Raw genomic sequence first — 17,544 nt, forward strand, 5'->3', positions numbered from 1 at the left:
GTTAACGAGTGGTTCGGACAACACGATGGTAAGTGAATTTAGGGGATTGCTGCCGGCTGCTGGCGTGGGGCAGGGTTGGTATAGATAGTCACCAAAATATCCGAGTAGCTGGCCAGGTAAGGCTTAGGTACCCGGCTCCCGGCGGCTTCCGCCGCGTGGGTGAGTACGATGAAATCGTATTGCTTATCCGGTTGCGGCGTGCGGTAAGAAACGAGGTGAAGTGACGGATTTTGGCTCAGCGCCAGGTAATGCGCAAAAAACAACTCATGAATAGGAGCTTGGAGCCCTACCACGGGAGCCTGACTGCCCGGCCGCACTGCATGCCGGAGCCAGGAGTAGGCCTGCTGCACGAGCCGGGTTTCGCGTTGCGAACCGCGTCGCTGCGGCTCGCGCAGGTAGAGGCCATGTAGTCCCATCCCCGCCAGCCCGGCTACCGCAATAGGTAAGGCCCACTTTCTGGCTCGTCCAGTGCTTTTCAGGCGAGGTGCGCCCAGCATCAGCCATAAGCCGCCGGCCCAGGGAATATACAACAGCACCCGCGCCAGCGGAAACACCCGCTGCGCTGCCAACAGCCCGATGGGGAGGGCTACCAGCAGCCACGCCAATAGGGCCGCCCGGCGGCGCGCACCGCCCAGCATGCGCCCGCTGATGGCTCCGCCGAGCAAGGCAATTCCTAACCAGAGCGGCCCGCTGACCCGTACCGGCAGGCCGAACAGCTCCGCTGCTACTTCGTAAAGGCGCGGGCGGAAACCGGGCCAGAACTGAGCGGCGGCCCGGCTGGTCACGTAGCGGTTTGCGAGTAGCCGGTCCCAGCCCGATATCGCGCCTATCGGACTATAAAGCAATACCACTACCACTCCGATAATGGCACCCGCCATTGTCAGCGAACCGAGTGCGGGCCAGTTTCGGTCGCGGCACATGCCAGCGGCCGCCCCCAGCAGCAGGGCGACGAGCGGATATACGTAACTGGGCACCAGTAGCAGGCCCGCAACGCTGCTTAGCATCAGGGCCGCCCAGGCGAGCTGCCGGTAGTTGCTTTTGGGCCGCAGCAGCTCCAGCACGGCAAAAAAGCCAACCTGAAGCATGCCAAGTTGCAGCCCATAGCCCCGTCCAACGGCCCCGTAATACACACTTAAAGGGGTAAGGCTCGTTAGTGCAGAAATAAGCAGCGCGCGCCGCCATCCAATTATCCGGCTTAACAATCCCAGCGTCAGCAACAGGCTGATGGCCCCCAGAACATAGGTCGGCAGGCGCATCACCAGCAGAGGCGGCAGCGCGGTCAGGCGCAGGGGCCAGGCTAGTAGGTTGTAGAGTAAGTGGTTGTTCGGAATCGGGTAATAGCTGAAGATAACGCGCGGCCCATGGCTAACGAAATAGTCAAACGATGCTATTTCGTCGGTACTCAAGGGGAATGCCACCAGGTAATACAGGCGTGCTGCCAGCACCAGCGTGAGTAGTAGCAGGGTGTAGCGTTGAAAGCTTGCAGGCAGGCGCTGCCAATTTCCGCGCAGTCGTCCAATGGCGCGCAGCAGCTGCGGCCCGATAACCTTCACCGCCCGCGACCCAATGGCCAGCCACCCTCCCAGGCCCAGTAGCAAGGTGCCGCCCATGGTTAGCTGCAAGCCCAGCAGCCGGGCGGGAGACAGCGCCAGCGACAGATGCCGGAACCCGTCTTCGTGATAACGAAGCTCGCCCAGCTTTGCTAGCTGTTGCAGCTGAGTGGGAACGAATAGCCAGCTCAGGCCGCTGCCGGTAATCAGCAGCAATGCCACTGCCACTCCCACGATTGCCAGGCGGTCGCGCCGATGGGAGACAGCGCTGGGTTGCGGGGGCCTGAGCATGTGGCGAGAAGCTAGCGCTGCGTAGCCAGCGCGCCCAGCTTTTCCAGCTCAGCCCACACGCGGTGGGTGGGCAGGCCCATTACATTGAAGTACGAACCTTCGAGCCGGTCGATGGCGGCCATGCCAAGCCAGTCCTGCGCGCCGTATGCTCCGGCCTTATCGTAGGGCTGGCAGGTATCGATGTAGTAGTCGATTTCGGCCGTAGTGAGAGAGCGGAAATGCACCGTGGTTTGGTCCGAAAACACCACCTGCCGGCCGTCGCCGGTGCGCAGGCATACGCCCGTAAATACGTCGTGCGCCCGGCCTTGCAGGCGGCCCAGCATGTACTGGGCCTCGGCGCGGTTGGCGGGCTTGTTCAGGACGTCGGGCCCGAGGCACACGATAGTATCGGCCGTGAGCAGTATTTCATCGGCAGCCAGGCTGGCTACGTAGGCAGCCGCTTTGCGGGCAGCCAGATATTCGGCCACTTCGGCGCGGTGCAGATGGGGAGGAAACTCCTCATCTACCTCCAGCAGGCGAATTTCATAAGCAAGGCCCAGGTCGGTCAGCAGCTGCCGGCGGCGGGGCGAATTGGAGGCCAGAATAAGTTTCACGCGGTGACAGGCGACTGAAAGTAATCGAGAAAAACGTTGCTGCCTTCTTCGTCGGCAACGCTGCTTAATAGAAAGCCGCCAATGGTCTTGGGGTAGAAAAAGGTCGACTTGGGGGGCATCACCGCGCCCGAGTGGCACACGGCTTCCACTTCGGCCATGCTCACTTCGTTTACAATGAAGGCAGCCCGGGCCTCGCCCCGGTCCACGCGTTGCAGGCATTCCGCAAAATTGCGCACGTAGGCCACCCCTTGCCAGGCGCGCTGAGCGTCGGGCCCGACGATGCCGAGGCACTTCTCGAGTACGAAATAGTGCAGTACGGTCAAATCAAGGTTTTTTACGGCTTCGGTGGTGTCCCAGTCGAGCTGGGCCTGAACCTCGGGCCGCAACCGTATTTTGTACGCCTGGCCGTCCAAGTACAACCCGAAGGCCCAGGGTTTGCCCGCGATTATTTCGGGTAGGTCGTTGGCATCGTCCAAGGGTCTTACGGTGAAATACGGCTCCAGCCGGAATAGTAATTCCTGGTCACTTAAGTCGCCCGGAAACTCCAGCACCAAGCGGTGGGTGGGTAAAATGCGCAGGTCGTCGGCGGCCGCGTTGGTCAGGTACATAAGGTGGTAGTTCCAGGGCTCGCGGCCGGTGGCTTGGCCGTCGGCGGCCAGCTCGCGGGCCTGGCGGTAGGCCAGTGAACCCTCGTAGCGGTGGTGGCCATCGGCCAGAATCACCTGCCGGGCCGCCAGTACCGCCTGAAACCGCCGGATTACCGCCGCATCCTGAATTACGGCCAGTACGTCGCGTGCGCCCTGGTAGTCCTCCTCGGTTTCGACCAGCGGCGTACGCATGGCTTCGTCCAGAAAAGCTTCCAGCTCAAAGTCCTGGTCGCGGTATAGCCCGTGGGTAGCGCTGCTTTGCAGCTGGGTACGGGCCAGCAGCTCGGCCCGGTCGTTTACCGAGGCCGGCAGCGTGTTTTCGTGGCGAAGCACCACTTCCTCGTCCCAATCGTAGGCCCGGATGTGGCACATAAAGCCCTTGCGGCAGTATTCGCGGGGGCTGCCCGGCAGCCGAAAATACTGGTAGTAGGCGTAAATGCCCGGCAGCTCATCCTGCCGCAACACACCGCTGGCCTGCCACTCGCGCAGCCGCGCCAGCGCGGCTGCGGCGGGGTCGTCGGCCCGGGGCACCGAGAGGTGAATGGAGTTGAGCGGGTTCCGGTACAGGGCCTCCCGCTGCTTCGCCGAAACCACATCGAACAGCGGCGACACGTAAGCATCGATGTTGGCGCTCAGCGTCGGATTGTAGCGCCAGCCGCGCAGGGGTTGAATCTCAGCCAAGTAAATAAAGGGCTTGAATGTTGAGGATTGGAAAAGCTGAGCGAATAATGTTGAATTTTAATAGTCAATCATTCGCATCCAACCCCCATCAGGGAGCCAGGCGGCTGCGGTTCCAGGTTGTGCCTTCCAGCTCGTACACAATTCGGTCGTGCAAACGGCTGGGTCGGCCCTGCCAGAATTCGACTAGAGTGGGCCGCAGGATAAATCCCCCCCAGTACGGTGGGCGCGGCAATGGGTCCTGGTCACCGAATTTTGCGGCTACTTCTGCTTCGCGGTCTTCCAACTCGTCGCGGCTGCTGATAACCTGACTTTGGGGCGAAGCCCAGGCCCCAAGTTGGCTGCTGCGGGGGCGGCTCTGAAAGTACTCGGTCGAGAGTTCAGCTGGTGCTTTTTCGACCCGGCCTTCCACCCGCACCTGCCGCTCCAGGCCGGGCCAGAAGAAGTTGAGCGCGGCCAAGGGCTGCGCGGCCAGCTCCTGACCCTTGCGCGAGTCGTAGTTGGTATAAAATAAAAAGCCCGCATCATCGGGCAAGCCCTTAAGCAGTACCACGCGGGATGATGGCTGGCCCAAAGCCGAAACTGTGCTTAAAGTTAGTGCAGTGGGCTCGTCGAGCTTGGCCGCGATGGCTTCGTCGAGCCAGGCTCGAAACTGGCGTACGGCATCGGGCAGCACGTCGGCTTCGGAAAGGGAGCGCTGCGCATACGTTTTACGCAGGTCGGCTAGTTGAGAATCATTCATTGGAAGCAGGAGGGAAGTGGGAGCGGAGTGACGGTGGCCATTACCATAGCCGGAACAAATTTCCGCATGCCACAGTCTTTATATCAATCGCTGGGTCGCGTCCAGTCGGTTTTGCGGGCGCAAGGTACTACTGCCGTTAAAGCTCGCGGCCCTTTTGCTTGCTTCAACCAGTAACCCGCGTTGGGTCGCCGCCGGGCAGCCAACCGCTTATCTCCTCTCTACCTCAATCTGTTTCAATATGCGCCCTGGCACGCTGCTCATCTCTAAGCCATTTCTCGGCGACCCCAACTTCGAGCGCAGCGTAGTGCTGCTGTGCCGCGATGAGCCCGCCAATGGCTCTTTCGGCTTGGTGCTTAACCGGCTCACCAACCTTACGCTGGGCGACGTGCTCGACCTGCCCACGCCCGAGCATGCCGCTGCCAACGTGCCGCTTTACCTTGGGGGCCCCGTCGAGCCCGATACGCTGCATTTCCTGCATCAGCGGGCCGACCTGGCCGGCGCGCAGGACCTTGGCCAGGAAGTGTACTGGGGAGGCGATTTTGAAATGTTGCTGCGACTGCTGGGTAGCGGAGACGTGGCCGCCGACGATGTGCGCTTGTTCGTTGGCTATTCGGGCTGGTCCAGCGGGCAGTTGGCAGTCGAAATGCAGGACCAGAGTTGGATACGGCAGCCCGCAAGCGCCGGGAAAGTGTTTACTTTGGCATCTGATGCTTTCTGGCGGGACATTCTGCGGGAAAAAGGAGGGCGCTACAAGGTGCTGGCCAATTATCCCGTCGACCCCAGCTTGAATTAAGGCGGCCCCCTGGGCCGGATTATTTGTTGTTTTACAATTTTTTGCGCGCTCCTCTGGCCCCAACGTGGGCCGGCTAATACGAAGATTTATGGCTGCTGAAGAAACCCCCACCTCGCCGCAAGCCGGCGGTTCCGAATTGTCCGCTGAAGACCGGATGACCATTTTGCAACGCCGACTGGCCGAAATTCAGGGCCGTGCCGACGATGAGCCGGCACCCTCAGCTACTGCTGTGCCCAATGCGAGCGGCGAAACCCAGGTAGAAATGCCCGCCCAGGGCACGCCCGAGCTGGCCGCCGGCCAACCCGAAGGGGCTGGCACCGCTGAAGCCACCGGGGCGGCGGTTATCGCCACCGACCTTGGTTCCTTGACTCCCGACTCCGGCACGCTCGAAGCCGCTGCTGCTGCCGTCACGGCCCATAACCTGCCCGATTCCGTCACCGTGGAAGGTCGCGACATCTCGGCTCCCCAGGCCCGCGCGCTGGCCCACTATGGTGCGCCCGCAGCTGAGTCCGGAGCCGACGCGCCCGAGCCCACTCCCAATCCGGAGGCCTACCCCGCCGACGAGCATATCGCCAGTGTCAATCCGGCTCCCATTGCCGACCCAGAAACCCTGAGCGCCCCGCAGGCCGAAACGGTAGAGGACCAGGCCCCCGAATTGCCAGTGGTGGAGCTGCACGATGCGGCCGAGCTGGAAGCCGCCACTGAGCCAGTGGCGGCCCTCCCAACTTCATCCGAAACGCCGCTACCGACCGAAGAAGCTGCTGTCGCGTCTGCCACGACGGAAACTGCTCCCGAAGCATTAGTCCCTGATTTCACGGGCCTTGACCTGCCGGCGCAGGCCACCTATTTGGTTGGACTGCTGCGCCGGCCCGATGCCCGCAACTACCGGAAGCAGATTCAGGACTTTACCCGCCAGTACGAAGCCAACGTCGGTCTGGCTCGCACCGCCGCGCGCGAAAAATTTGCCGCCGGTGGTGAAGGGGCCGAAGCTTTCGCTTTTCAGCAGCCCGAAGGCCAACAGGAGCTTAATAAGGCCCTGCAGGAATTCCGCGAGAGCCGCGTGAAGGATGCCAAGGCCGAAGATGCCAGCCGGGGCGATAACCTCACCAAGAAAAAAGCTCTGCTCGACCAGCTGCGCACGCTGGTAGAAGGTGCTGAAACCAAGGACAGCTCTGCTAAGCTGAAAACGCTGCAATCGGAGTGGAAAGCTACTGGTGCTGTTCCGCAAACCGATAGTCAGTCGATTTGGGATACCTATCACGGCTTACTCGATATCTATTACAGCAAGCAGGGCCAGTTTCTGCAGATGAAGGACCTGGACCGCCGCCGCAACCTGGAGGCTAAGGAAGGCCTCATCAAACGGGCTGAGGCGTTGGGTTCGGCTTCCGGTATCAATAAGGCCCTCGACGAGTTAACTAAGCTGCACGAAGACTGGAAGAACATAGGGCCCGTGCCCAACGACCAGCGCGAGCCGCTGTGGCAGCGTTTTATCGCGGCCTCGGATGTGCTGCACCAGCGGCGCAAGGAGTTCGCCGACCAGCGCTCGGTAGTCGAAAAGGCCAACCTCGTGGTGAAGCAGGCTCTGCTGGAGCGCGTGTTGCCTTTTGCCACTTTCGAAACGGACCGTGTGAATCTGTGGCGCTCCAAAACCGATGAGCTCCAGGAAATTAAAACGGAGTGGGAAGCCGCCGGCCTTGTGCCCCGTGCCCAGGCCGACGCCCTGAACAAGCAGTACTGGGCTGCTTACAAGGCTTTCTTCAACCGGAAGAACGACTTCTTCAAGTCCCTTGACAACGAAAAGTCTGCCAACGTAAAGGCCAAGCAGGCTCTCATCGACCAAGCTGAGGAAGCGCAGAACAACGCCGACCAGGACGCCGCGCGCCAGACCATCATCCGGGTGCAGAAGGAGTGGAAGGACGTGGGCCGCGTGCCCGACAAGCTTGCCGATAAGCTTTGGCACCGCTTCCGCGCCGCGTGCGATGCCGTTTTTGAGCGGCCGAAGCAGGAGTTCCGTCAGCGCGAGGAAAAAGTGCAGCAGGCTTCGGCCGAGCAGACTGCGCACCTCGAAGCCGTTGCTCAGCAGGTTGAGGTACTTTCGGCCGATAATCCCGGCTCCCTCGAAGGATTCCGCGCCTTGCTGTCCGACTGGTCCAACGCTTTTGACCCTTCTGATGAGCAGCCCAACCGCGGCACCGGCGATGCCAGTGAAGAACAGCTGCTTAAACTACTCGGTAAGTATCTCGACCAAGTGCCGGCCTTGTCTTACACCGACCGCACCGACTTGTTGTTTCAAACCGAAGTAGCCCGCCTGAAAGCGCGGCCGCACGCCCAGCAACAGCTTACCCGTAAGGAGATGGCGCTGCGTAAAGAAATCAACGAGCTCGAAAACGACGCTTCCACCCTGCAAACCAACCTCGACTTCTTCGCGCGGTCCAAAAATGCTTCGCAGCTGCGCGAGGAGTATCAGGGCCGTATTGCCGAAGGCCAGAAGCGCATCGACGCGCTGAAGAAACAGCTGAAAATGGTGCGGAGCTAAGCGCCTTATTTTCAGCTGCAAAAAAGGCGCTGCGCGATTGCGCAGCGCCTTTTTTTATTAAATAGTGGTTGTAAGGCCCAAAATTTAGCGTGGGCTGGTTACTTTTGCACCACCAACCTGCCGCCTTAGCTCAGTTGGTAGAGCTTCTGACTTGTAATCAGAGGGTCGTTGGTTCGAGTCCGACAGGCGGCTCCAGTTAGCTTAAAGCCCCATTGCAGCGATGCAATGGGGCTTTTTGTTGTCAAAAATGGTAAAGTGCCTTAGGATACCGCCAAATGGTAAACGGGGATGATGACAAACTCCCGGCACCTAATCATGATTTCCGGGTTTTCCTGTACCCATTCCAACGCGTCCTTTTCGCTGTCGAATTCGTGGTTTTTCTCACCCTGGATGTGCTTGTAAGTCCACATCGAACCATAGTCGTTTACGTTGGATTCAAAGATGAGCTTAAAAATGCGGTACTTGGTGAGCAGAGTGGTTTCCATGAATGGTAATGAGTGCTAAAGTGGGGAAACAAGGAAAGTTGATGAGTACGCTAATTGAGGATTGTTGTTCAGCTTAGACAGCTATTTTGGCCGCCAGCTGAAACCAAGGCCCGCACCGCCGGCTGGGGTCCACATCGGTACAAGGCTGGTGTCGCCAATGCCGCGTCCGGTGGGCTTGTGGCCCCAGCGGTTACGGTGTGAAAGGTAGGCGAGGTGGGCCGAAAGGATTCCGAAACCTGCCCCGGCAATTACGTCCGACTCCCAGTGCTTGTCATTAATCATCCGATAAGCCGCCACACTCGTTGCCAGAGTATAGGCCCCGATACCGTACCATTGGCTCTTATCCCTAAATTCGGTGTGTACGATGCTGGCCGCCAGGAATGCCTGCGCCGTGTGGCCCGATGGGAAGGAGAGATTATTCGAGCCGTCGGGTCGCTCCACTTGAGTCAGTGTTTTGACGATGTACACCGCTCCGAGCATTATCAGCTCGCTCTTCACCAGTACCAGCCCCAGGTTCACCCGGTCGTTGTGCGACTCGACGCCGGCCAGCAGCACGGCGGGAATCTCCAGATAAGGTGCCCACTGTAAAAAGTCGTCGATGTGGCTGCGGTAGCCCCCAAATACGTGCCGCACATCGTTGTGAACGTCGTAGGAGCTATACAGGCCATTGCCATTAATCGTGCTCGCGCCGTAGCCAATGAGCAGCGCCGGCACGATGGCCGCCCGAAACCCCTTGCTTTTAAAAAACGGCTTTTTGGTCGTCGATTTTATTCCGGTTGGATTTTCGTATTTGTGCGTCGTGTCGGCGGGTGCTGGCGCGGATACCTGTGCGGCGGCCGAAAGGGGCAGGAGCAGGGCAAGCAGAACAGAATAGCGGGTTGTCATACCGGTAGTAATTTGAACGATAGTGCGAAGAAACGGCTGATTGCATGAAAACCTGGTTATGATTGTAGCGGAACCCACCAAAAATCTCGTGGGCTACGTACTTTAGCCAGCTGCTGAAAGGTAGTCTTCACTCTTTCTTTTTTCTTAACGATGTCTCGTTCTTTTCGCTTATTCTCTTTTGGAATCTTGCTGCTCAGCGCCAGTGGCTTATCAAGTTGCGGCTACATTCGCTACCTTATTCCGCTCAACCCAATGTCGGCAACGGAGACTTCGCCACCCACGCACGCCGGCTGGAATGCTCTTGCAAAACAGTATGTGAACGAGCGCGGCCTGGTAAACTACCGGGGGCTGCGCGCCGATAGCCTGGCCCTCAATACTTATTTGCAGGACCTGGCCACCCATTTGCCTAGCAAAAGCTGGACGGATAATGACCGGCTTGCCTACTGGATTAACGCTTATAACGCTTACACGGCGCAGCTCATTATTCGCAATTACCCAGTGAAGAGTATCAAGGACTTGGGTGGTGATAAAATCTTCGTTAATACTCCCTGGGACAAACATTTTATTCATCTTGATGGCAAAGACTATTCGCTGAACGACATCGAGCACCGCATTATTCGGAAACAGTTTGCGGACAATCGCATTCACTTGGCCTTGGTGTGCGCGGCCATGTCGTGCCCACGTTTGCGCAACGATGCCTATACCGGACCTACGCTCAACGCTCAACTGGATGAACAGGGGCATTACTTCGTAAACAACCCCGCCAAAAACAAGCTTACCCCAGCCGACAAGCCTCAGGTGTCGTCCATCTTCAATTTCTATCCAAAGGACTTCACCAAAAACGGCAGCAAATCAGTGCAGGACTTTATTAATCGCTACGCTGATACCAAGATAAAGCCCGACGCCACGCTCACTTACATGACCTACAATTGGGCGCTGAACGAGCAATAATGGACTTTGGGGAGTAAGTTTGCCCGTCTTACAAGCGGCCGCTGCTTTGGTAGCGGCCGCTTTTTGTTTGCCTTTTCCTGAGCCGACTAACCGTTGTACGTTTATGAATAACGACATCATTACCTCCACCGCCGCGCACATTGAGCACCTTTTTGATGGGGAAGGGAGCGGCCACGACTGGGCCCACATCCGTCGGGTTTGGCTAATGGCTCGCCGTCTGGCCTCCACCGAGCCGGGAGCCGATGCGCAGGTAACCGAACTGGCCGCTTTGCTGCACGACATCGCCGACTGGAAGTTCCACGACGGTGACTACGAGGCTGGCCCCCGAGCGGCGCGTGCCTGGTTGATAAGCCAAGGGGCTGATGAAGAACTTACTGCCCGGGTCGAAACGGTTATTCGCGAGGTTTCCTTTAAGGGGTTGGGAGTGGCTACACCGGTATCGTCGCGCGAAGCCGCTTTGGTGCAGGATGCCGACCGGCTCGATGCCATTGGAGCCATTGGTATTGCCCGCGCCTTTGCCTATGGGGGGCATAAGGGCCGCCCCCTGCATGACCCTGCCGTGCCGCCTGTGGCGCACGACTCCTTTGCCAGCTACCAGAAAAATACTGCTCCGACGCTCAATCATTTCTATGAAAAGCTGCTGCACCTCAAAGACCGGCTGAATACCGATTCTGCCCGTGCCGTGGCTGCCGAACGCCACGCCTTCATGGAAACTTACGTGGCCCGATTCCTGGCCGAGTGGGATGGAATTGGCTAGGGGTGCCAACTCCGCTACCCGGGGGAAAGACCAGTTGGATTTTTCCTGCCTCAGAATGACAATATCCCTAGCGCCCACAGCCCGTACCTTTGCTGCCATGAAGCCGATACTGCGTTTGTTGCCCATATTGTTGCTCGTGCTGGCTAGTTGCCGCTCCTGCCCGATTGATACTTGTCATGTTCGTAAGGTCCATTTCCACAATGGCATTAAGTATCGGGGGCAGCCGCTCTGGAAAAAGCAAAATCCTGCCATCGGCGAGAAAATCAAGACGCACAAGGATAAAAGCTATCTGCCCAATAACGACCGTAGCAAAACGCTGAAATAACCAGCCCGTAGGTCGAGGTTTAAGTGGTTGGGCCTTCGGGCGGAATTGTTCATTTGCGGGTTGCTACAGTGTTGTCATCTGCCGTTAATTAGTCCATTCGATTGCCCTCAAAAAAGGCCGCTGCGCTTGTCGTTGCGGCCTTTTTGTTGTATCTTCGCACGCATATAAAGAACCATTCACCGTGCGGCTATAAAGCCCCTTCATTGGGATTTTATTAGCCGCCTAGCAACCCCCTCAATGGCGGAAGGCGAAAAAATCATTCCGATAAACATCGAAGACGAGATGCGCGGGGCGTACATCGACTACTCGATGTCGGTTATTATCTCCCGGGCTCTGCCCGACGTGCGCGATGGCTTGAAACCCGTGCATCGCCGCGTGCTCTACGGCATGAGCGAGTTGGGCGTGGGCTACAATAAATCGTATAAAAAATCGGCCCGTATCGTGGGTGAAGTGCTGGGTAAGTATCACCCACACGGCGATAGCTCGGTGTACGACACCATGGTCCGCATGGCCCAGGACTGGAGCCTGCGCTACCCGCTAGTAGATGGCCAGGGTAACTTCGGCTCAGTTGACGGGGACTCGCCAGCCGCCATGCGCTACACCGAAGCGCGCCTTAAGCGCCTTTCGGATGAAATGCTGAGTGACCTAGACAAGGACACGGTAGACTTTCAGCCTAATTTTGACGACTCGCTGGAAGAGCCCAGCGTAATGCCCGCCAAGTTCCCTAACCTGCTGGTGAACGGCACGTCGGGCATTGCGGTGGGCATGGCCACGAATATGGCCCCTCACAACATGACGGAAGTTGTGAACGGCATTATTGCCTACCTCGACAACCCTGACATCACGGTGACTGAGCTCATGCAGTACGTGACGGCCCCAGACTTCCCCACCGGTGGTATTATTTACGGTTACGAGGGCGTAAAGCAGGCTTTCGAGACTGGCCGTGGCCGCATCGTAATGCGTGCCAAAGCCACTTTTGAGACCTCGAAAACTGGCAAGGAGCAAATCGTCGTTACCGAAATTCCCTACATGGTGAATAAGGCGTCGATGATTGAGAAAACCGCTGCGCTCATCAATGACAAGAAGATTGAGGGCATTTCGGACATGCGCGATGAGTCGGACCGCGACGGCATGCGCATCGTTTACGACCTCAAGCGCGACGCCATGCCCAGCGTGGTACTCAACAACCTATATAAGTATACGCAGCTGCAAAGCTCGTTTGGCGTCAACAACGTGTGCCTGGTAAAAGGCCGCCCGATGACGCTGAACCTGCAGCAGCTCATTCATTACTTCGTTGAGCACCGCGCCGAAATTATTATTCGCCGCACCAAGTACGAGTTGGCGGAAGCGCAGAAGCGCGCCCATATTCTGGAAGGCTTGCTCATTGCGCTCGACCATCTCGACGAGGTTATTAAACTCATTCGGGGTTCACGCGACCCCGAGGTAGCCCGTGGCCAGCTCATCGAGCGTTTTGCGTTGAGCGAGGTACAGGCCCGCGCTATTCTCGATATGCGCCTCCAGCGCCTTACCGGCCTGGAGCGCGATAAAATCGTGGCTGAATACAATGAGCTGATGAAGCTTATTGATTACCTGAAGTCGGTGCTGGCTTCGGACGTTTTGCAGCGCGGTATCATCAAAACCGAGCTCGAAGACATCCGGGAGCGTTATGGCGATGCCCGCCGCACCGAAATCAACTATCAGGGCGGCGACTTCTCGACCGAAGACATGATTGCTGATGAGGCGATGGTTATTACCATCTCCCGCGAAGGCTATATCAAGCGTACCAATCTCGACGAGTACCGTGCTCAGGGCCGGGGCGGTGCCGGTTCGCGTGGGGCCATTTCGAAGAAAGATGACTTCACCGAGCACTTGTTTGTCGCCACTACGCACGAATACCTGCTGTTTTTTACCGAGCTGGGTCGCGTATTCTGGCTGAAAGTATACGAAGTGCCGGAAGGAGGGAAGGCGACCAAAGGTCTCCCTATCCAGAACCTCATCGAGATTCCGCGCGAAGACAAAGTTCGTTCCGTCGTAAACGTACGTGGGCTGAAAGACCCGGACTATCTGGAAAATACTTACCTGATGTTCTGCACCGAGCAGGGCACGGTGAAGAAAACGCCACTTGAAGCTTACTCGCGTCCTCGTACGGCCGGCATCAATGCTATCACCATTAACGAAGGCGACCGTATTCTCGATGTGCAGCTGCTGGCACCGAACGCCGAGGTTATTCTGGCTTCCCGTACTGGCCGGGCCGTTCGTTTCAACGAGAGCGAAGCCCGCTCAATGGGCCGCTCCGCTGCTGGCGTGCGTGGAATTCGCCTCGAAGATGTGCCCGGCAACCGCGTAGTGGGTATGGTCTGCGTATCTGACCCCACGCAGGAATTGCTAGTGGTTAGTGAAAATGGCTTCGGCAAGCGTAGTGTACTCGAAGAATACCGTATTACCAAGCGGGGTGGCAAGGGTGTGCGTGCCATGAAAATCACCGATAAAACGGGTAATTTGGTCGCCATTAAGGACGTGAATGATACCGATGACCTGATGATTATCAACAAGTCAGGTATTACCATCCGTCTGCGCATCGGCGATTTGCGCACCATTGGGCGTGCTACGCAGGGTGTTCGGCTTATCAAAATCAGTGCAAATGACGAAATCTCATCGGTGGCGAAAGTTGCGGCTGAAGAGAAGGAGGAGGATGCTGAATTAGCCGCCGTATTAGTTGGTGAAGCAGGGGAGACCATCGCTGAAAACGGCATGGTGATGACTACTTCAACGCTGGCTGATGACGCAGATGCTGACGAGGATGATGCCAGTGACATGGAGGATGAAGATGACCTTGACGAAGACGATGATGAAGTGGATTCTGAAGATGAATCAGATTTGGCATAGTTGCTGAAGTAGGAGCGGGGCGGTCCATTTGGGCCGCCCCATTTATTTTTGGCGAACCCAAGGTCGCGCTTTGGCGTTTGTGACCCGATAAATAAGGTACTTATCCCGCACTTTTTTTCAATTTCACGTAGTTGCTCAACTAGTTATGCCCAGTTCTTTCGGGTCACAAGTAAGTTGAAGCAGCACATCCCTAACCTCATGAAGAAGACTTTTTTGACGCTCGCCGCTGCCGCCACGCTGGCCACTGGGGCACCCCTGATGGTATCGGCCCAAACGTCGGCCGTCACTAATGCCATCCTGAACCAACGTACTGGTCTGCTCGATAAAGCTCGGGTAGAAATCGATAAAGCTATTGTGAATGAGAAAACCAGCGGCAAAGCCAAAACCTGGTTAACACGGGGGCAGATTTACGAGGGTATGCTTGAAAGCCCTATTTATAGTAAGCAGCTGCAACCAGGTGAAGGCCTGCAAAAAGCTTATGAGTCTTACACTAAAACCATCGAAATCGATACCAAAGACGGCGAATTTGGTAAGCAAGCAGGCTCACGAATGGATGCACTGTATGCTAGGGCTTTTAATGACGCGGTTAACAGCTACAATGCCAAGGATTATGAAAAAGCCATTGGTAGCTACAAGCTAGCGGCTCAAATCAAACCCCAGGATACAACCGCAGTGCTCTATTCGGCTTATGCCTATGAAGCTAAGCAGGACTTTACGGGTGCTAAAGCCAGCTATAACCAATTGCTGGGTATGAACTATAAGTCGGCGGCTGTTTATAATCGTTTGCTCCAAATTGCTCGCCAGCAGAACGATAATGCTGAAGCTACCAAAATACTTCAGCAAGCATTGGCTGCTTATCCGAATAATAAAAACTTTATGCTGGAGGATTTGAATGCCTCGCTGGCCGGTGGCAAAGGGGAAGATGCAATAGCAAAAATCAACAAGACAATTGCTGCCGACCCTACGAACTCCAACCTTTACGCGGTTCGAGGTTCCCTTTATGACCAGCAGAAGAAGACTGACCTCGCAGTCGCTGATTATCGCAAAGCAGTTGAGCTTGACCCAAAAAACTTTGATGCTCAATTCAACTTAGGTGTTTATAATTATAACAAAGCTGCTGATGCCTACACGAAGGCCAGTAAGATGGATTTGAAGACCTACCAAGTCTCAGGCCGAAAGTTGGAAGCTGACGGTAAAAAATACTTCGAATCAGCTATTCCATACTTCGAGCATGGCTTGGAGGTCCAGCCTAACGACCGCAATACGTTGACGTCATTGAAGAAAATCTATTTCCGATTAGGCCGCAACGCTGATTCGGAGCGCATGCAGGCGCGTATCGATGCTATGGATAAGAAATAAGTCTCCTTTTAGTAGGAGCATAGAGGCCCGGTTATACTGACCGGGCCTCTTACTTTGCCCTTCAACTTAACATAATATAAATTATAAGACACTATTAAATTTGTTATTTCTATCTGCTACGTCATCCTACTACGTTACCTTGTTTTTAAGCGTTAGGTATTACAAGTGATTATTAAATTCAATTTGCCGGTACCATTGGAACCTACGATACATGTATCTGCTGCGCTTTCTTTGGCAGAAGGTCTTTGTATATCACCACCACCTTCATTATGTTTGCCACCTTTAGACCATAAGAGCACTTGGTTCAGATACCATTCTGCTTAATATAGCGTGGTTATATGAGCCGTCGAGGTAATTACCTATACGTCGCGCATGGTATAATCTTTCTGCAGTTGTGTCAATGTCTGACTTCTCGACAGCAGCAAATTGATTAGCTGTCCGTAGTTCGGCTCAAAGCCATTCATCACTTCGCTTATTTGAACCTGGGATGATAACCGGGCTTACTCTCTAGAGTTAGGATTTTCCTAACGTACACCGTGCTAACCATTTTCAGCTTGTTTCTCATCAATGATAGCCCCAAGTTCAATTCTGTTATTTGACTGTCGTTCACTCAACTCATGTTTCTATCTACGACCTCAAATTTGCTGTCTTCCCTCCTCTTATTAACAGTTTAATATTTGCCTTTTATTTTAAAGTATAAAAAAGTTTTAATTATGAGAATTTTATATACTTTTAATTACTATACATGAATTCAAACTATTCTAATACCTATAATTAGAAGTAGATTCATGAATTTATAGCACTCTTACAGATACATCAGTTATATACTATAAAGCTTCATAACTTAAGAAACTTAAGCTTCTTATGCTACACAAGTGATAGTCAAAAATACCAAGTAGGATATGTACAGCATAAAAAAGTACATATTTTTTATTGGTCAAAAACTTTTTTATACTGTACACGTTTACCATCCAAACCAATAAATCTGTTATGCCTAAACTCATAGACTATCCTAGAACTAGCTATACTGGAGCCTGGGAACTATCAGAAATTGTTGATGATACGGGTGGCAAATGTTCAGTTGAGAACGCAGCTAGAAAATTAGATAGAAAAGTGAGCGGCTCATTCAAAGCAATTATTGGCTCAGCGGTAAAATTTGGGCTAATGACCAGCAAAAGGGAATTGCTCACAACCACTACCCTTTTCCGACGCATCAAGCACGCCTACGACAAGGCTGAGGAACTACAGTTCCACCGAGAAGCTTTTTTGACGCCACCGCTTTTCACTCAAATCTGCCGAAAGTTTCGGGACCGTGAACTACCGGTTCAAATGCTGGATGTGATGCTCATCCGAGAGTTCGGAGTGGAGGAGATTAACGCGCAGAATGTGGCGAGAGCTTTTGTGGACGGCTGTAGAATGTGCGGGTTGATTGATGAACGAAATATCATTGCCGACATCGATGTTGCAACCAATCGCGCCTCCAGGCGCATGGTTATAGATAGAGCGCCAGAAATACAGAAATCTGTGGCAGAAGAAATGGATGTCACAGCGGTAACTAACGAGTTATCGCATCCTCCTACTATCGGTAAACCAGAAATTACTGATATTCAAGAAGCACTTGGATTGTATAATCAGCAAAGCAACCAGGTAAAACAAAAAAGTCAGAGTACAAGTCACAAAAAAGCTGCTGCAGACGACCCAATTGCTACGCTCTTTGGTTTAGACTTATTAAAACAAGCAGACACAGCATCAGATACGTCAATAACAGATTACGAGGGTAATCGAGAAAATGATACTACCTCTACCGAACAAAAAAAAGCTTATCAAAATTTTAATCCTGTTCATCCAGTCCCGTACATTATAGAATCGCAAAAGTCTAACACGGTGATATATCAAATGCAAATGAGTGGCCCCGGAGTCAATAGCTCACTTGATATTATCGACGAAGACGATATTGGGATAGCCATTGCACTTTTAGAAAAAATCAGAAGACAGCTCAGGTCTGCCATTTAAGTGTAAACAGTCATAAACACAAAAGCCCATCTGTAAGCAGATGGGCTTTTGTG

Annotated in this window: 14 protein-coding genes and 1 tRNA gene; 9 read left to right on the top strand and 6 right to left on the bottom strand. The window is 54.8% G+C overall.

Translation table 11 applies throughout. The features are described 5' to 3' along the window. Window positions 1-38 precede the first annotated feature (38 nt). From ABIB44_RS02110 to pdxH, 4 genes are all read right to left on the bottom strand, one after another. On the bottom strand, window positions 39-1,841 hold the full coding sequence (locus tag ABIB44_RS02110; RefSeq protein WP_354582968.1) for a hypothetical protein: 1,803 nt from the start codon (window positions 1,839-1,841) through the stop codon (window positions 39-41). Between the two features lie 11 nt (window positions 1,842-1,852). Further along, a complete protein-coding gene (locus ABIB44_RS02115; protein WP_354582969.1) occupies window positions 1,853-2,434 on the bottom strand; it encodes a Maf family nucleotide pyrophosphatase in 582 nt (193 codons plus the stop codon). Beyond that, the gene (locus tag ABIB44_RS02120) at window positions 2,431-3,762 is read right to left on the bottom strand and encodes a DUF1015 domain-containing protein (RefSeq protein WP_354582970.1); all 1,332 of its coding nucleotides are present in this window, start codon (window positions 3,760-3,762) and stop codon (window positions 2,431-2,433) included. The genes ABIB44_RS02115 and ABIB44_RS02120 overlap by 4 nt, the downstream gene beginning before the upstream one ends. Window positions 3,763-3,850: 88 nt before the next feature. After that, window positions 3,851-4,501, bottom strand: a complete 651-nt coding sequence (gene pdxH, locus ABIB44_RS02125) for a pyridoxamine 5'-phosphate oxidase (RefSeq protein ID WP_354582971.1) — start codon at window positions 4,499-4,501, stop codon at window positions 3,851-3,853. Window positions 4,502-4,739: 238 nt separating this feature from the next. Between pdxH and ABIB44_RS02130 the strand changes: the two genes are divergently transcribed. The 3 genes from ABIB44_RS02130 (at window position 4,740) to ABIB44_RS02140 (ending at window position 8,025) form a co-directional block, all read left to right on the top strand. Further along, on the top strand, window positions 4,740-5,294 hold the full coding sequence (locus tag ABIB44_RS02130) for a YqgE/AlgH family protein (protein ID WP_354582972.1): 555 nt from the start codon (window positions 4,740-4,742) through the stop codon (window positions 5,292-5,294). A gap of 88 nt (window positions 5,295-5,382) precedes the next feature. After that, entirely contained in the window at window positions 5,383-7,830 is a 2,448-nt protein-coding gene (locus tag ABIB44_RS02135) for a DUF349 domain-containing protein (protein ID WP_354582973.1), read from the top strand. A 119-nt stretch (window positions 7,831-7,949) separates the two neighbouring features. Further along, a tRNA-Thr gene (locus tag ABIB44_RS02140) sits at window positions 7,950-8,025 on the top strand. Window positions 8,026-8,090: 65 nt separating this feature from the next. Here ABIB44_RS02140 and ABIB44_RS02145 read toward each other — a convergent pair. Next, on the bottom strand, window positions 8,091-8,315 hold the full coding sequence (locus ABIB44_RS02145) for a hypothetical protein (protein WP_354582974.1): 225 nt from the start codon (window positions 8,313-8,315) through the stop codon (window positions 8,091-8,093). Window positions 8,316-8,396: 81 nt separating this feature from the next. Next, complete coding sequence (locus ABIB44_RS02150) at window positions 8,397-9,200, bottom strand: phosphatase PAP2 family protein (protein ID WP_354582975.1); 804 nt, start codon at window positions 9,198-9,200, stop codon at window positions 8,397-8,399. A 150-nt stretch (window positions 9,201-9,350) separates the two neighbouring features. On the opposite strand from ABIB44_RS02150, the gene ABIB44_RS02155 reads away from it, so the two are divergent. The 6 genes from ABIB44_RS02155 to ABIB44_RS02180 all read left to right on the top strand — a co-directional run bounded on the left by ABIB44_RS02155 (window position 9,351) and on the right by ABIB44_RS02180 (window position 17,491). Next, window positions 9,351-10,151 (top strand): DUF547 domain-containing protein, encoded by an 801-nt coding sequence (locus ABIB44_RS02155; RefSeq protein WP_354582976.1) that lies wholly within the window; start codon window positions 9,351-9,353, stop codon window positions 10,149-10,151. 103 nt (window positions 10,152-10,254) lie between these two features. After that, a complete protein-coding gene (locus tag ABIB44_RS02160) occupies window positions 10,255-10,908 on the top strand; it encodes an HD domain-containing protein (protein ID WP_354582977.1) in 654 nt (217 codons plus the stop codon). A gap of 55 nt (window positions 10,909-10,963) precedes the next feature. Beyond that, window positions 10,964-11,233, top strand: a complete 270-nt coding sequence (locus tag ABIB44_RS02165; RefSeq protein ID WP_354582978.1) for a hypothetical protein — start codon at window positions 10,964-10,966, stop codon at window positions 11,231-11,233. Window positions 11,234-11,470: 237 nt separating this feature from the next. Beyond that, complete coding sequence (gene gyrA / locus ABIB44_RS02170; RefSeq protein ID WP_354582979.1) at window positions 11,471-14,119, top strand: DNA gyrase subunit A; 2,649 nt, start codon at window positions 11,471-11,473, stop codon at window positions 14,117-14,119. Window positions 14,120-14,317: 198 nt separating this feature from the next. After that, entirely contained in the window at window positions 14,318-15,478 is a 1,161-nt protein-coding gene (locus ABIB44_RS02175; protein WP_354582980.1) for a tetratricopeptide repeat protein, read from the top strand. A gap of 990 nt (window positions 15,479-16,468) precedes the next feature. Next, a complete protein-coding gene (locus tag ABIB44_RS02180) occupies window positions 16,469-17,491 on the top strand; it encodes a hypothetical protein (RefSeq protein ID WP_354582981.1) in 1,023 nt (340 codons plus the stop codon). The last annotated feature ends 53 nt before the right edge of the window (window positions 17,492-17,544 follow it).

It is taken from the genome of Hymenobacter sp. UYCo722 (assembly GCF_040547115.1).
Lineage (GTDB): Bacteria > Bacteroidota > Bacteroidia > Cytophagales > Hymenobacteraceae > Hymenobacter.

Bases quoted from the DNA above. Each gene is read 5' to 3' on its own strand.
- ABIB44_RS02110 (WP_354582968.1), bottom strand. From the start codon at position 1,841: ATGCTCAGGCCCCCGCAACCCAGCGCTGTCTCCCATCGGCGCGACCGC.
- pdxH (WP_354582971.1), bottom strand. From the start codon at position 4,501: ATGAATGATTCTCAACTAGCCGACCTGCGTAAAACGTATGCGCAGCGC.
- ABIB44_RS02130 (WP_354582972.1), top strand. From the start codon at position 4,740: ATGCGCCCTGGCACGCTGCTCATCTCTAAGCCATTTCTCGGCGACCCC.
- ABIB44_RS02135 (WP_354582973.1), top strand. From the start codon at position 5,383: ATGGCTGCTGAAGAAACCCCCACCTCGCCGCAAGCCGGCGGTTCCGAA.
- ABIB44_RS02145 (WP_354582974.1), bottom strand. From the start codon at position 8,315: ATGGAAACCACTCTGCTCACCAAGTACCGCATTTTTAAGCTCATCTTT.
- ABIB44_RS02150 (WP_354582975.1), bottom strand. From the start codon at position 9,200: ATGACAACCCGCTATTCTGTTCTGCTTGCCCTGCTCCTGCCCCTTTCG.
- ABIB44_RS02155 (WP_354582976.1), top strand. From the start codon at position 9,351: ATGTCTCGTTCTTTTCGCTTATTCTCTTTTGGAATCTTGCTGCTCAGC.
- ABIB44_RS02160 (WP_354582977.1), top strand. From the start codon at position 10,255: ATGAATAACGACATCATTACCTCCACCGCCGCGCACATTGAGCACCTT.
- ABIB44_RS02165 (WP_354582978.1), top strand. From the start codon at position 10,964: ATGACAATATCCCTAGCGCCCACAGCCCGTACCTTTGCTGCCATGAAG.
- gyrA (WP_354582979.1), top strand. From the start codon at position 11,471: ATGGCGGAAGGCGAAAAAATCATTCCGATAAACATCGAAGACGAGATG.
- ABIB44_RS02175 (WP_354582980.1), top strand. From the start codon at position 14,318: ATGAAGAAGACTTTTTTGACGCTCGCCGCTGCCGCCACGCTGGCCACT.
- ABIB44_RS02180 (WP_354582981.1), top strand. From the start codon at position 16,469: ATGCCTAAACTCATAGACTATCCTAGAACTAGCTATACTGGAGCCTGG.